General features: G+C 60.5%; 10 protein-coding genes. 6 read left to right on the forward strand and 4 right to left on the reverse strand.

Features of this window, described 5'->3' with window-relative positions:
* The first annotated feature begins 222 nt into the window (after positions 1-222).
* The 4 genes from AAAX77_RS04210 to AAAX77_RS04225 all read left to right on the forward strand — a co-directional run bounded on the left by AAAX77_RS04210 (position 223) and on the right by AAAX77_RS04225 (position 6,645).
* Positions 223-939: a DUF554 domain-containing protein gene (locus tag AAAX77_RS04210; RefSeq protein WP_035137052.1), complete on the forward strand. Its 717-nt coding sequence runs from the start codon at positions 223-225 to the stop codon at positions 937-939.
* Between the two features lie 87 nt (positions 940-1,026).
* Entirely contained in the window at positions 1,027-2,787 is a 1,761-nt protein-coding gene (locus tag AAAX77_RS04215; protein WP_349104907.1) for a TerB N-terminal domain-containing protein, read from the forward strand.
* Complete coding sequence (locus AAAX77_RS04220; RefSeq protein WP_349104908.1) at positions 2,780-4,084, forward strand: ATP-binding protein; 1,305 nt, start codon at positions 2,780-2,782, stop codon at positions 4,082-4,084. Before AAAX77_RS04215 ends, AAAX77_RS04220 begins: the two co-directional genes overlap by 8 nt.
* A 116-nt stretch (positions 4,085-4,200) precedes the next feature.
* A complete protein-coding gene (locus AAAX77_RS04225; RefSeq protein WP_349104909.1) occupies positions 4,201-6,645 on the forward strand; it encodes a DEAD/DEAH box helicase in 2,445 nt (814 codons plus the stop codon).
* A gap of 26 nt (positions 6,646-6,671) precedes the next feature.
* Here the strand turns inward: AAAX77_RS04225 and AAAX77_RS04230 are convergent, their stop codons facing one another.
* The 4 genes from AAAX77_RS04230 to AAAX77_RS04245 all read right to left on the reverse strand — a co-directional run bounded on the left by AAAX77_RS04230 (position 6,672) and on the right by AAAX77_RS04245 (position 11,172).
* Entirely contained in the window at positions 6,672-7,550 is an 879-nt protein-coding gene (locus tag AAAX77_RS04230) for a fused MFS/spermidine synthase (protein WP_349104910.1), read from the reverse strand.
* A complete protein-coding gene (locus tag AAAX77_RS04235; RefSeq protein WP_349104911.1) occupies positions 7,551-9,455 on the reverse strand; it encodes a tRNA uridine(34) 5-carboxymethylaminomethyl modification radical SAM/GNAT enzyme Elp3 in 1,905 nt (634 codons plus the stop codon).
* 99 nt (positions 9,456-9,554) lie between these two features.
* A complete protein-coding gene (locus AAAX77_RS04240) occupies positions 9,555-10,451 on the reverse strand; it encodes a DUF4097 family beta strand repeat-containing protein (protein ID WP_349104912.1) in 897 nt (298 codons plus the stop codon).
* Positions 10,435-11,172, reverse strand: a complete 738-nt coding sequence (locus tag AAAX77_RS04245) for a helix-turn-helix transcriptional regulator (protein WP_349104913.1) — start codon at positions 11,170-11,172, stop codon at positions 10,435-10,437. Before AAAX77_RS04245 ends, AAAX77_RS04240 begins: the two co-directional genes overlap by 17 nt.
* A gap of 267 nt (positions 11,173-11,439) precedes the next feature.
* Here AAAX77_RS04245 and AAAX77_RS04250 point away from each other — a divergent pair, with 267 nt between their 5' ends.
* Positions 11,440-12,312: a class I SAM-dependent methyltransferase gene (locus AAAX77_RS04250; protein WP_349104914.1), complete on the forward strand. Its 873-nt coding sequence runs from the start codon at positions 11,440-11,442 to the stop codon at positions 12,310-12,312.
* A gap of 118 nt (positions 12,313-12,430) precedes the next feature.
* Positions 12,431-13,270: a methyltransferase domain-containing protein gene (locus AAAX77_RS04255; RefSeq protein ID WP_349104915.1), complete on the forward strand. Its 840-nt coding sequence runs from the start codon at positions 12,431-12,433 to the stop codon at positions 13,268-13,270.
* Positions 13,271-13,463 lie beyond the last annotated feature (193 nt).

The raw sequence follows: 13,463 nt of genomic DNA on the forward strand, positions 1-13,463 counted from the left end.
CCGGACATGCCGTCCTCCGATCTCCCGGGGCCGGCCGGTCCGGCCCTCAGGGTATCGGGTTCCCACATTCATCCGCACATGTGCGGATGAATGTGGGAGGTGTTCGGATGAAGTTGATAATCAAGGCCTAATACCACTTATATAACGTATTAGATGGGTTGCGATGTGCCTCGCATTTCGTTCTGCTACGATTGCCACGTTGGCATCAATACAGGAGGGCTCATGCCGGGCTTGGGAACAATCATCAACGTTGTGCTTTTAGTTGCGGGCGGTCTTTTGGGATTAGCGGGCGGCCGCTTCATTACACCGCGCATCCAAGACACGCTCATGAAAGCATCGGGGCTGTGCGTCCTGTTTATCGGCCTTGGCGGCACCATGCAAAAGATGCTCCTTATCGATGGGAAGGCGCTAGCGACCACCGGTACCACCATGCTCATCGTCTCGTTCGCCCTCGGCTCGCTCATCGGCGAGGCCATCAACTTGGAGGCCGCCATTGAAAACCTTGGCGAATGGCTCAAGCGCAAAACCGGCAGCGAGGGCGATAACGAGTTCACCAACGCTTTTGTCTCGACTTCACTCACCGTGTGTATCGGCGCCATGGCCATTGTGGGATCGATCCAGGACGGTCTGCTCGGTGACTGGTCAACGCTTGCCCTGAAAGGCGCATTGGACTGCATCATCGTCTGCACCATGACGGCCTCGCTTGGACGCGGCTGTATTTTCTCCGCCCTGCCCGTCGCCGTGTTCCAGGGGACGATTACGCTGTTTGCCGGCGCGCTCTCCCCCATCATGACCACAGCAGCCCTCGACAGCCTTTCGCTCGTAGGATCCATGCTCATCTTCTGCGTCGGCGTCAATCTCATCCGTCCTCAGACCTTCCGCACGGCCAATATGCTTCCCTCCGTCGTCATCGCCGTCATCTACGCCCTCCTGTTCTAAATCTATCAACGCAGCGGTATCTCGAACATCTGTTTGATGCTGTGCTATGATATGAGGTCACCGTAGCTGCGTTCGAGAGGAGGAGCGGTGGCCGACCAGGACATCAAGATGCTCATCGAGCGCATTATGGCCGAGGCCCGGACCCATCAGTCCGCCCGCTTCTCAAACGAAGTCTACGCAGACGAGCCGATTCTCAAAACCGGCCGACAGATGCAAAATTTCCTCCCCGACCAGTACCGCAAGATGCGTGAGATATCGCGTTGGCAAGAAGACCCCAAGGGCGGTGCGGGCCGCTGGCTTTCGGAAGCCGAGCTTTTTTACCGCCAGGGCCTGCTGATGGCCGACTTTGAGGACGACTGTCCCTACAACGGCACCTTTAAGTCGTACTTTCCCACCTACAACGCTATGAGCGACCGACAGCTGCGCGGCTACTTTACCTGGCGTGCCCAAGTGCGCTGCGGAACCGTCGAGGAAACGTCTACGTCTTTTGCCTTTCTGTATCTCTATGAGCTGATTTGCGGCATTGGCGTAGATGATCCGCTCGATGGTTTTAACAAGATCAAGGCTTTTTGGAATGTCTATCGCGCCTTCGAGCCCGGCATCGACCGGTTTGCGCGCGTGTGGCTGCAGGATTACGCCGTGTTCCACGGGCTCGACCCCAAGCTGCTTCGTGACTCTAAAACCGTCATGTTCGATAACGCCCTTATCGAGCTGCGACGCGCGGCACGAGACCTTGTACCGGCACCGGCACCGTCCGGCCAGACCCCCAAACGTCGCAAAACCTCCGAGCCCACGCTCCCCCTTCCGCCCGATGAGGTGCGCGAGGAGCGACTCATGGCCGCCATCAACGCCCTCTCCACGTACAACCTAAGTAACTCGCGGCTCGACCGCAGCCACCACCGCGATCTGCGCCACGTGGCATGCGCCGTGTATGTCCGTATGGCGCGCTACTATGACACGCACCGAAAGACCGGCATCGTGGCGAGCTTGTTTGGGGAGGAGACGGCCATGCCCTACACCATGTTTGCCTCGGCCGTATTCTTTGCGCCCGAGCGCCACGAGGACTGCGAATACCGCCTGGATCCTATCCATATCTACCGTTGCCAAAACGGCTTTTGGGAATGCATGCGTATCCACGGCAGCAGGCAAAAGAGCAGCAAACTCGGCGAAATGATGCGCGCCTGCGACCAACGCCTACGCCTGGCGCTGGACCCCGCCCACCCCCTAAAGGAGGAGAAGGTCCCCAAATATCTGACCAAGATCATCGATGACGAGATCGTGGCATGGCTTTCGTGGGATGCCGCGCACCAGCCCGTCAAGATCGATATCGATTTGAGTCAGCTGGGACACATTCGGAGCGCCGCCGCACAAACGCGTGAGGCGCTTTTGATCGATGAGGAGCGCGAGGACGATGTGCTCGCAGAGGTCGATACGGTGGACTCCGAGCAGCCGAAAGCCGAGCCCGCAGCAGACGCGTTTGTCGAGCCGGTCACGGCGGCCGCAGAGCAGGACGAGGCCGACGAGCCAACCATTTCCACCGAACAGTTTGGTGTCGTGGCGCCGCTTCTTGCGCCGACGCCCCCGCTCGCAGCGGCTGCGCCCACTGACGCCGCGAGCGAACTCGCACCCGCCGCAACCGCGTATCTGCGCGCACTGCTCGAGCAGAACGCAGCGCAAGCGACATCGGCAGTGGCGCACTCGGGCCAGAGCGAGGACATGCTCGTCGATAGCATCAACGAGGCGCTCTTTGACCTGGTGGGTGACACCGTAATTGAATTTGGCGCGGCAGGACCGCAAATTATCGAGGACTACGAAGCAGACGTGAGAGGATACCTAGACTATGAGTGATACCGCATCCGCAGCACCCCGCGTGCCCAAGCGCGTCGCCGCCGTCATTCTCAACTCGCTCAAGGGCGGCGTGGTCCCGCGCATCGGCCTTCCCTACATCACCGTAGGGCGCGAGGTCGAAATCCGCGCCCTGCTCACCGACCTGAGTCTCATCGCCGACGGCGGCGCGAGCTTCCGCTTTCTGGTCGGTCGCTACGGAGCCGGCAAGAGCTTTTTGCTCCAGACCATCCGCACGCACGCCATGGGCGAGGGATTCGTCGTCGCCGATGCCGACCTGTCACCCGAGCGCCGCCTACAGGGCGGCCAGGGGCAGGGCCTTGCCACCTACCGCGAGCTCATCCGCAACATATCGACTAAAACGCGCCCCGAGGGCGGTGCGCTCAACCTAATCCTCGATCGCTGGGTCGCCTCCTGTGCCGACGCCGATGAGTCTGCCGTCAATGCCCAACTGGCCCCGCTCGAGGAAATGGTCCACGGCTTCGACTTCGCCCGCATGCTCCGACGCTACCGCGCGGCCGTATCCGAGGGCGACGAAGAGGCCATGAGCCGCGTGACCAAATGGATCCGCGGCGAATACCGCACCAAGAGCGAGGCTCGCGCCGAGCTGGGCTCCTCGACCATCATCAGCGACGACGACTGGTACGACTACGTTAAGCTCATCGCGCGTTTTTTGGTCTGCAGCGGCTACAAGGGTATGTTGGTGCTCATCGACGAGCTCGTGAATCTGTATAAGATTCCCAACGCCATCACGCGCCAGTACAACTACGAGAAAATCCTGACCATGTACAACGACACACTCCAGGGCAAGGCGCAGTACCTGGGCATGATCATGGGCGGCACTCCAACCTCTATCGAAGACCGCCGCCGAGGCGTGTTCTCCTACGAGGCCCTGCGCAGCCGACTCGCTCAGGGCCGTTTTGCGCGCGAGGACCTTAAGGACATGCTCGCGCCCATCATTCGTCTGCAGCCACTCACCTATGAGGAGCTGCTGGTGCTCATCGAAAAACTCATGCAGATCCATGCCGGCTACTTTGGCTGGACGCCCACGCTTACCGAGAACGACTTGGTGGACTTTCTCAAGATTGAGTTTGGCCGCGTGGGAGCCGATACGCACTTGACGCCGCGTGAGGTCATTCGTGACTTTATCGAGCTGCTCGACATCCTATGCCAAAACCCCGACGCCAACGTGGCCGAGCTACTGCAAAGCGTCGGCGGCGACGCGCTGGCGCCGGCAACAGCAACAGGCGACACCGGTACCGCAAGCGGCGACCGCAATTTCGCCGAATTCACCATCTAACCCGCCAAAAAGGGACAGGTTTATTTTGGCAGGCTTTATCTGGGCAAACGTCGAGGCAGTGATGCGGCAAGCCACTGCTCACCGCGTTAAGAGGTTCGTATTTGAGAGGAGGCCCCGTGAACGCCTTTGACCGCTACGCCCCGTTTATCCAAGACTTCATCTACTCCCACGATTGGGAGAGCTTGCGCTCTATCCAGGTTGCGGCAGCTGATGCCATCTTTAACACGCAAGATAATGTGCTCCTGACGGCATCCACGGCTTCCGGCAAAACCGAGGCAGCCTTCTTTCCCATCCTGACCGAGTTTTGGGAGAACCCGCCCGCGAGCGTGGGCGCCCTCTACATCGGCCCCCTCAAAGCGCTCATCAATGATCAGTTCGTCCGTCTCAATGACCTGTGCGAAGAAGCCGACATCCCCGTCTGGCACTGGCATGGCGATGTCTCGCAGTCGCACAAGGCCAAGCTCATCAAAAAGCCAAGCGGCATCTTGCAGATTACGCCCGAGTCGCTCGAGGCGCTCTTAATCCATAAGCACATGGCGATCCCGCACATGTTCTGCGACCTACGCTATGTGGTCATCGATGAGGTCCACTCGCTCATGCGCGGCGACCGTGGCGGGCAGACGCTCTGCCTTATCGAGCGACTCTCGCGCATGGCCGGCGTGCAGCCTCGACGCATTGGCCTTTCGGCCACCATCGGCGACCCCGAGCGCACGGGCGCTTTTCTCTCACAGGGAACGGGGCGCGACTGCGTTATCCCCCGTTTTGAGGAACCGCGTCGCGTGTGGCGTATCTCCATGGAGCACTTCTACAACTCGGGTCCCCAGGCACAGCAGCGAGGATTCGAGAGCATGGGTCCTCAAGAGGCCGAAGTGCTTGCATGCGAGCGCATTGAGGCAGCGGCACCCGCGGCACTGCCCGCCGGCGCCCAAGACATGCGTCACAGCGGACAGCTCACACAAGAGGAGCGCCGTCAACGTCGTGAGCGGGCACGGGGCAAGGCCGCTCCCAAAGACCGTCGCACTTCCTCGGCCCCCGAGGGCGAAGTCGACATCCCACGAGCGACCGAGCAGGCGCTTCTCAACCCCACCGACACGGCGCCCGACAACGCCGACCCCGGTATGGGCTATATCTTTGAGCATACGCGCGGCCGCAAGTGCCTGGTCTTTGCCAACTCGCGCGAGGAGGCAGAGGCCGTGTGCTCCATGCTGCGCAGCTACTGCGAAAGTCGACACGAGCCCGACCGCTTTCTCATCCATCACGGCAATCTTTCGGCATCGCTGCGCGAGACGGCAGAAGAGCTTATGCGCGACGAGGAGCAGGCGCAGACAACCGTCACCACCTCAACGCTGGAGCTCGGTATCGATATCGGCCGCCTGGAGCGCGCCTTCCAGATTGACGCGCCGTTTACCGTCAGCTCCTTTTTGCAGCGCATGGGGCGCACAGGCCGTCGCGACCTTCCTCCCGAGATGTGGTTTGTCATGCGCGAGGAAGAACCCGAGCCGCGCACGATGATGCCCGAAACCATTCCCTGGAAGCTCCTGCAGGGCATCGCGCTCGTACAACTCTATCGCGAGGAAAAGTGGGTCGAGCCGCCCGAGCTCGATCGACTCCCCTACAGCCTGCTCTATCACCAGACTATGTCGACCCTCGCCAGCACCGGAGAGCTCACGCCGGCCGAACTTGCCCAGCGCGTGCTCACGCTCAGCTATTTCCATCGCGTCTCGGCCGATGACTATCGCGTGTTGCTGCGCCACCTCATCAAGATCGACCATATCCAGGTCACCGAAGGCGGCGGGCTCATCGTGGGCCTCGCGGGCGAGCGCATCATTAACAACTTTAAGTTCTACGCCGTGTTCCAGGAAAACGAGGAGTTCACCGTTCGCAGTGAGTCGGCCGAGTTGGGCACAATCGTCAATCCCCCACCGCCCGGTGAGCGCATCGCCATCGCCGGACACTGCTGGATTGTCGAGGAAGTAGACTGGAAGCGTCATACCGTCTTTGCCACGCAGGTCAAAGGCCGTGTGCCGGCCTACTTTGGCGACTGTCCCGGTGACATCAACACGCACGTACTCGAGCGCATGCGCAAGGCGCTCAACGAGCACGCAACATATCCGTACCTCATGGGTAACGCACGGGCTCGCTTGGCGCAGGCTCGTCATACCGCCGAGATTTCGGGCGCGGGAACTAAGCCGCTCATCAACCTGGGTGGCGACACCTGGGTGCTCTTCCCCTGGCTGGGCAGCTACGCCTTTTTGGCGCTCGAGCGCATGCTCAAGATTAAATGTGCCGCGGAGCTGGGCCTTCGCGGACTCGACCCGTCGCGCCCGTACTTTATGCAATTTAAGATGAAGGCCGACGAAGAGATGTTCTTTGAAGTGCTCGCCGCCGAGGCCGTGAAGGACTTCGATCCCATCGAGCTCGTCTATCCCGGCGAGGTGCCTTACTTTGATCGTTACGATGAGTTCGTTCCCGAAGAGCTCGTGCGCAAGGGCTTTGCCGAAGGCGTGCTCGACATAGAGGGCATGAAGCAGCGCGTTCTCGGCTGGCGCGACCACGCCTAAGACCAGTCTTTTTGGGACGGGGAAACTTATTTGTCGTGAAGGACGGTGCCGAGGAAGTCGGTGTCGAAGGGCACGGCTTCGGCAAAGGCGTAGTTGCCGTCGCTGGCGATGAGCAGGTAGTTTTCCTCGCCGCCGAACTCCGCATCGCCACAGGGGACCACCCAGACATGGGCGAATACCTCAAGTGCCGTGGCAGCGCAGTCGCGCAGGAACGTCACATCGCTCCCCTCGTTTGCGCTCACGATATTGGCCACGTAGACACCCCCGGGGTTCAGGCTGCCCCGCACCAGGCGCAGCGCCTCAACGGTCGCCAGCTCGCGTACGGGTTCGGCGCCGCCAAAGCAATCGCTCACGACCACGTCGTAGCGACGATGACCAACACTCGTCACACCCAGATAAGAGCGAGCCTCAGCGGTTATCACCCGCAGGCGATCGCCCGCCGCACGCTCCAGCTCGTCTAGGTAGAACCAGCGGCGCGCCAGGCGCGTAATCTCTCCGTCATACTCGATGACGTCCATGCGCAAGCCCTCGTGCGACATCAGGGCGAATTTAGGATAGGCAAACCCGCCGCCGCCCAGCATAAGCATGCGGTCGATACCGTGACCATAAGCGTCGCGCATCGCATCCTCGGCCTCAAACACGTCGTCAAACGCGCGATAGTACGCAAAGACGGGCTCCGCCCAGCGCTCGCCAACGTAACTCGCGCTTTGGTAGACGCCGCCTTGCACCAATACGCGGACTTCGTCGCCGCCCTCGTCGTGCACGCGTTTCACACGCGCCAACCCATTGCGGGTTCGCGCAACCTGCAGACAGGCAGCACGAACAGCGACAGCAGCCGCACCAAGCGCCGCGGCCCCCAGAGCAACGCCGGCAACGACGCCGGCAGAAACACTCGGCTTGTTCATCTAGAGCTCCTTTTGCAGATAAAGGCCATGGTCATAAAATCCAAGATGGCGATAGTACTCGCGTGTGCCAATCGCGCTAATCACGTTGATACGCGCATAACCCGCATCCCGGGCAATCTCGCACGCACGCTCTACGAGCAGACGCCCCAACCCATGGTGCTGGGCCGCCTGGCCTTGATGCCCCACGCGCGCCGCCATGCCATACACGTGCACCTCGCGAATCATCGCCTCGTCCGGTATCGTCGGCAACTCGTCCGTATGCGCGGCAACAAAAGCACGATCGGGCAGAGACAGGCGCAAAAAGCCCGCGATCTTGCCCTCGGGCGTCACCCACTGCAAAAAGCGCTCGCGCGTCACCGGGGTCTCGTATGCGACCTCATCAAGAGATAGCTCATCCAAGTCGGCACCCGCCGTGCTGATCTCGCGATAGCGAATCTCGCGCACCGTCGCACCGTCACCCCGAGCGGCCAAGCGGTTTTCGACGAGCTGACGCAGGTTGGGTTTCTTGTTGCCCACCATGATGTCGTCGGAACTAAAGTCGCGGATCATGCGACTGATGCGGCAGAACGCCGGCGTCACCACGATGTCGTCGGCCAGCACATCGAGCAGCTCTTCCTCGGTATAGGGACGCCACTCGCCGCGCTCATAGCAGCCCACCAGACGCGAGCCCTCGATGAGCGCACACGGGTAAACCTTGACCTCGTCGGGCATAAAGGCCCCTTCGGTCATAAAGCGTTCGTAGTCGCGCTTATCCCCCTCCGGCGTGGCGCCCAGCAGGTTAAGCATAAAATGCGCATTGATCTTAAAGCCAAACAGGCGCGCAAGCGAAAACGCCCGTTCAATCTGCGCCACCGAAATGCGACGCTCGTTGATATCGAGCAGGTGCTGGTCGAGGCTCTGGATACCCATCTGGATCTTGGTGCAGCCCAGGCGGCGGATGAGCGTAAGCGCCTGCGGCGTTACGGCATCGGGGCGCGTCTCGATAACGAGCCCCACCACGCGATGCTTCGCCGTCTCGTTGATGCGCTGCTGACGCTCAAGTTCCTCCATCGTTGCCGTCTGCCACTTGGCAACCTCGCCCCACGGCGTACCGGGACCGTACAGACGACGCACCGCACGGTTATAGCCGCCCACGGCAGCATCCACACGCCCCTGCTCGTCGGCAACGCCGGCAGCAAGCTCGACCTCGTCGGTCGCAATGCCGGCAGCTCGATAGCGCTCGCGGCGCTCCGTCACCACCGGCGGCAGGGCATCGACGGGAGCGTCATCGAGCAGACGCCCCGCCTCGGCACGACTGATACCCGGACGCGCCAACATTGGATTAGCCGCCACACCAGCCACGGCATCGTCATTGAGCGCCCGGAAGAGCTCCGACATAAACCACGTCTGATACCCTTGCGGATAGTCACTCCAGGTACCGCCGAGCACAATGAGCTCAATCTTATCGGTCGCATGCCCCATCTGCGAAAGCGCCGTCAACCGGGCACTCACCTGCAGATACGGGTCAAAGCAATTTTGCTCCGCACGGGCGCACGCCGGCTCGGCATGCAGATAGCTTTTGGGCATGCGCAGATCGTTGGGGCAAAACAGGCAATCGCCCGAGCATGGCCAGGGCTTGGTGATGACGGTAATGGTCGCCACGCCCGAAGCCGTGCGACGAGGCTTCATGCGCAGGACCTGCAGCAGTTGACGTTCCAGCTCGGTATCGACATTCCACCCAGCCCAACGAGCCGGCTCCTCACGTTTTACCCGCTGGTAAAACGGCAGCAGACGGCGCTTGGCCAAATCGCGTTTCTCGGCACCCTCACGGCGCGCCTCGGCATGTATCAGTTTGACGAGCGCTTTGTCGTCCACGGTCTCGCCGCGACGCAGAGCCTCGAGTATGTTCAAGATAATCTGTTCCATGACCCCATTGTAAAGGCAAAGGCGCCGGAGCCGATCTCGGCTTCGGCGCCTTCATCAAACAGCGCGTCTATATCTTCGCTTAGGCTTTCGTCTGCCTCACTACTCCGAATCAAACGACATGTCGCCCGAACCGACCTCAAAACGATACGTAGCAGACTTATCGCCGTTATCGAATTCAAGATTCAAAATGGTCTCGCCATCGTAGCCAAGCGGAAGGAAATCGCTCTCGAAGTCACCGCTACCCAAGGTGAGGCTCGCCTTAAAGCCCGTCGAGTTCGGAACCATCATCTCCACATCGCCCGAGCCCACACTCACGTCCATCGACTTCGCGGGGGCCTGGTAGAGCTCGAACGTCACATCGCCCGAACCGACCTCAGCACTGAGCGCATCAGTCACGCTGCCCGTAAACTCTACATCTCCCGCACCCAGGAAAAGGTCGAAACCATCACAGATGACACCGACAATCTGCAGATCACCCGAACGTACGTGCGCGTTAACTCCCTTCAGATGTTCGGCAACATGGCGCGGCAGCTCAACCGTAACCGTACGGTCGATTGCCTTACCGTCATCACTTCCAAACTGGGAAATCTTGAGCGCCGAGTCTTTGACAGATGCGATGTTTTGCGCCGCGGCCTTGGAGGCATCCATACCCTTGGCAACACGCCCCCGCTCGATAACGCGAGCCTTGTTGCCATCAACAACCTTGACGTCCACCGAAGCCGCATTGATATCGAAATCGAGGTAGCGGAACTCATCGGCATCAAAAGTCGTGCTCGAAAGCTGCTGAGGCTGAGCGGAATATTTACCGTCATCCAAAAGATCGCCCTCGTCCGCCACATCGTCCATACCGGACAAGCCGGATACAACATCGTCGAGATCCCACGGGCCATCAAAATGAATCAAAGTCCGCGAAACGCCAAAAACAAGCCCGATAATCAGTACAAACGCTCCGATGCCGACGCCCAGGCGCAGCTTGGATTCATGCGAAAGCTTCATCATTCGTCACCTTCTTTGGCACATGGCTCAGCGGTGGCCGCGGTAGCCACGTCAGCATCAGGTTCCGCAGAAGTATCTTCTCCTGAGCCTTAACCGCCACCGGTGCCGGACCAACCTGAATATCCCCGCGTGTCCAATCACCATCGAGCGCACGCGCAACCCAGTGATAGATGGGAATCGTAAAGAAGATCAGCGCGGCAAAGGGGCCGGCGCCAAACGGGAACATCAGCAAAAAGAACAGCAGCCAACACACGGCCCAATACGGGAATGACTGGAATGGGCCCTTCGCCGGAGTCGAGCCAAGTGCGCCGCCACTCGTCGCCTGAGCCGTCGCGGCATTGGCGGCCCGTGCACTCCAGCTTGCCGCTTGCGCCGCCTTGGCGGCGGCATCACTCGCCTGTGTTGCCGCCTCGGTGGCACGTGCCGCCGCCTCATGGGTGCGAGCACGCTCTGCCGCCTCGGCCTCGCGCTGACGGGCGCGGTCCTCGTTCTCAAACTCGATATCGTCCTCGATCTCATCGCTCGGATTGAGCAGCTCGTCCAGGCTCACGCCATAGAGCTTGGCGAGCGAGATCAGGTTCTCGGTATCGGGCGAGCTCTCCGCGCGCTCCCATTTACTGACCGCCTGGCGCGACAGCCCCAGCTTTCGTGCCAGCCCTTCTTGGCTAAAGCCTTTGCTGCGGCGAAGGTCGGCGAGCCGCTGCGCAGTTTCTACATTCATGGTTCCTCCTATGCTTTTGCCAGCCGTGCCGCCGGACCGTATTTGTTCTTAGGCGCCTTGCACAGTTAAAAATGTATCCGCCACCGCCAAAAACATGCCACCTATTTTAGTGAGATTTTTGACAACCGGCGGTTGCGGGCATATATGAGCTGCGGAAATGTGTCCAAACAAAGCAATGACCCGCAGCTCGGTTGTCCCCGTTGCGGCGTTAACGGTAGTATGGTCGTACTGTTTATTCCGCACCGCCAACGGAGGGAGTTCCGCGCCGTGAACCGCGATTTCGCCTCATCGCTCATCCAGCTCAACAACACGTTCTATCGCGAGCACTCCGCCTCCTTCTCCGATACGCGCCAGGCCCCGTGGCCCGGCTGGGTTCGCACCATGGACATCGCGCTCGAACAGCTCGACGTCGCCACGATCGAGCATCCCGTCCGCGTCTTCGACCTTGCCTGCGGCAATATGCGATTCGAGAACTTTGCCGCCGGCGGCGCACTTGCCGCCAAGGGCGTCGACGGTGCAAATCCTTCGGCAGATGCCAGCTGCCCGTTTGAGTTCTATGGCGTCGACTCGTGCCAAGACCTGGCCATCGATGCACATGGTCACGCCCTGCGCATTCCCAACCTGCACTTCCAGGAACTCGACGCGCTCGATGCCCTTATGAAGCTCAACCCCGCCGAGACACCCGACGTGCTTTTCGACGCCCCGCTCGCCGACATCTCGGTCTGCTTTGGATTTATGCACCACGTGCCGTCGTGCGAGTACCGCGTACGCGTGCTCGACGCCCTGGTGCGCCAGACGCGCCCAGGCGGCATCATCGCCATCAGCTTTTGGGAGTTTATGAACGACGAGCGTATGGCGCGCAAGGCTGTTCGCGCCGAGGCCCGCGCCGAGCTCACCCCGCCGTTTAAGGGTTACGATTCCGCGCAGTTTGAAGCCGGTGACCACCTCATTGGCTGGCAAAACGACCGTCACGCCTACCGCTATTGTCATCACTTTGACGATCAACAAATCACCGATCTGGTGCGCGGCGTGCGTACGTTCTACAAGAGTGGCGAGGTCCCCGTGCGCGAGCTTGAGCGCTTCCATGCCGACGGTCGCAGCGGCGAGCTCAACCGCTATGTGATCCTTAAGCGCCTGTAGGCATCGACGACTCGCCACCGAGCCACATCGCAATTTTCGGGCAAACCATGCCCACCCCTTTTCAACCCATTGACGGAACGCGCAGCTATGCGTTCCATACTTATGACCAAGGAGCCTCATGGGAGCCGTCCACGTTCGCACGCCTAAGAACTTTGTGCTCGAAGAGCGCCTGGAGCGCTACGCCGATGCGATCGAGACGAACCCCGAGAACTATGCCGGGCATTGGCGCGAAGCCTGTGCGCCGACTGACAGTGCGTCCTTCGCCCGCCTTCATCTTGATCTGGGCTGCGGCAAGGGCACCTATCTGGTTGAGCGAGCTCGCCGTGAACCCAACACGCTCTTTATCGGCATGGACCAAGAGCCCATCTGCATCGCCTATGCCGCACAGAAAATCTGCGAGCATGAACTGACCAACGCACTCGTTCTGCCTCGAGGCGCCGCATCGCTGCCGCAGCTATTTGCCACAGGCGAGCTCGATGCCATCACCATCAACTTTCCCACGCCGCAGCCCAAGGCCAAGTACGCCAAAAAGCGCCTCGTCCATGTCGACCATCTGATGCTCTATCGCCCGCTCTTTGCAGCCGGCGCCACCGTAACGCTGCGAACCGACAGCAAACCGTTGCGCGATTACGCCCTGGGACAGTTTGCCGCAGCCGGCTACGATACGCTTTGGGTAAGTGACGACGTCCGCCGCGACCATCCCGAGCATCCCGAGACCGAATATGAATGCCGCACGCGCGAGATGGGCGCCGCCGTCTATGGCATTTGCGCTACGCCCGGCGCGGAACCCATCGAAGAGCAGCTCGCGGCGGGCCGCGCGCAGGAGCAAAGCCTTGCCTGCTACCTGCCCGAAAACCTCGATGAGCTCACCTACGTGCCTCTCGGCATGGAAGAGGCCGTCAAGAACTTCAGAAACCGTGCCCGCAAGGGCAAGAAGCGCCTGCCGCAAGAGTCCTAGGGGCTTCTGATGGTCGCGGCGTCAGCAAATAAGCGCGAATAGGCGCCAGCAAACAACCCTCAAACCTAAGTGAGTAGACTTTTTTGCAATAGCCAAGCACAACCCGCATAACGAAAACTAAAACCGCAGATAGAACCCTTGTGCAAAATCCATGTGCTCGCGACATCGCAAAAAGTCTACTCACTTAGCTGGC

This window comes from Collinsella sp. CLA-ER-H6 (assembly GCF_040092305.1).
GTDB lineage: Bacteria > Actinomycetota > Coriobacteriia > Coriobacteriales > Coriobacteriaceae > Collinsella.

Bases quoted from the DNA above. Each gene is read 5' to 3' on its own strand.
- AAAX77_RS04210 (WP_035137052.1), top strand. From the start codon at position 223: ATGCCGGGCTTGGGAACAATCATCAACGTTGTGCTTTTAGTTGCGGGC.
- AAAX77_RS04220 (WP_349104908.1), top strand. From the start codon at position 2,780: ATGAGTGATACCGCATCCGCAGCACCCCGCGTGCCCAAGCGCGTCGCC.
- AAAX77_RS04230 (WP_349104910.1), bottom strand. From the start codon at position 7,550: ATGAACAAGCCGAGTGTTTCTGCCGGCGTCGTTGCCGGCGTTGCTCTG.
- AAAX77_RS04235 (WP_349104911.1), bottom strand. From the start codon at position 9,455: ATGGAACAGATTATCTTGAACATACTCGAGGCTCTGCGTCGCGGCGAG.
- AAAX77_RS04240 (WP_349104912.1), bottom strand. From the start codon at position 10,451: ATGAAGCTTTCGCATGAATCCAAGCTGCGCCTGGGCGTCGGCATCGGA.
- AAAX77_RS04245 (WP_349104913.1), bottom strand. From the start codon at position 11,172: ATGAATGTAGAAACTGCGCAGCGGCTCGCCGACCTTCGCCGCAGCAAA.
- AAAX77_RS04255 (WP_349104915.1), top strand. From the start codon at position 12,431: ATGGGAGCCGTCCACGTTCGCACGCCTAAGAACTTTGTGCTCGAAGAG.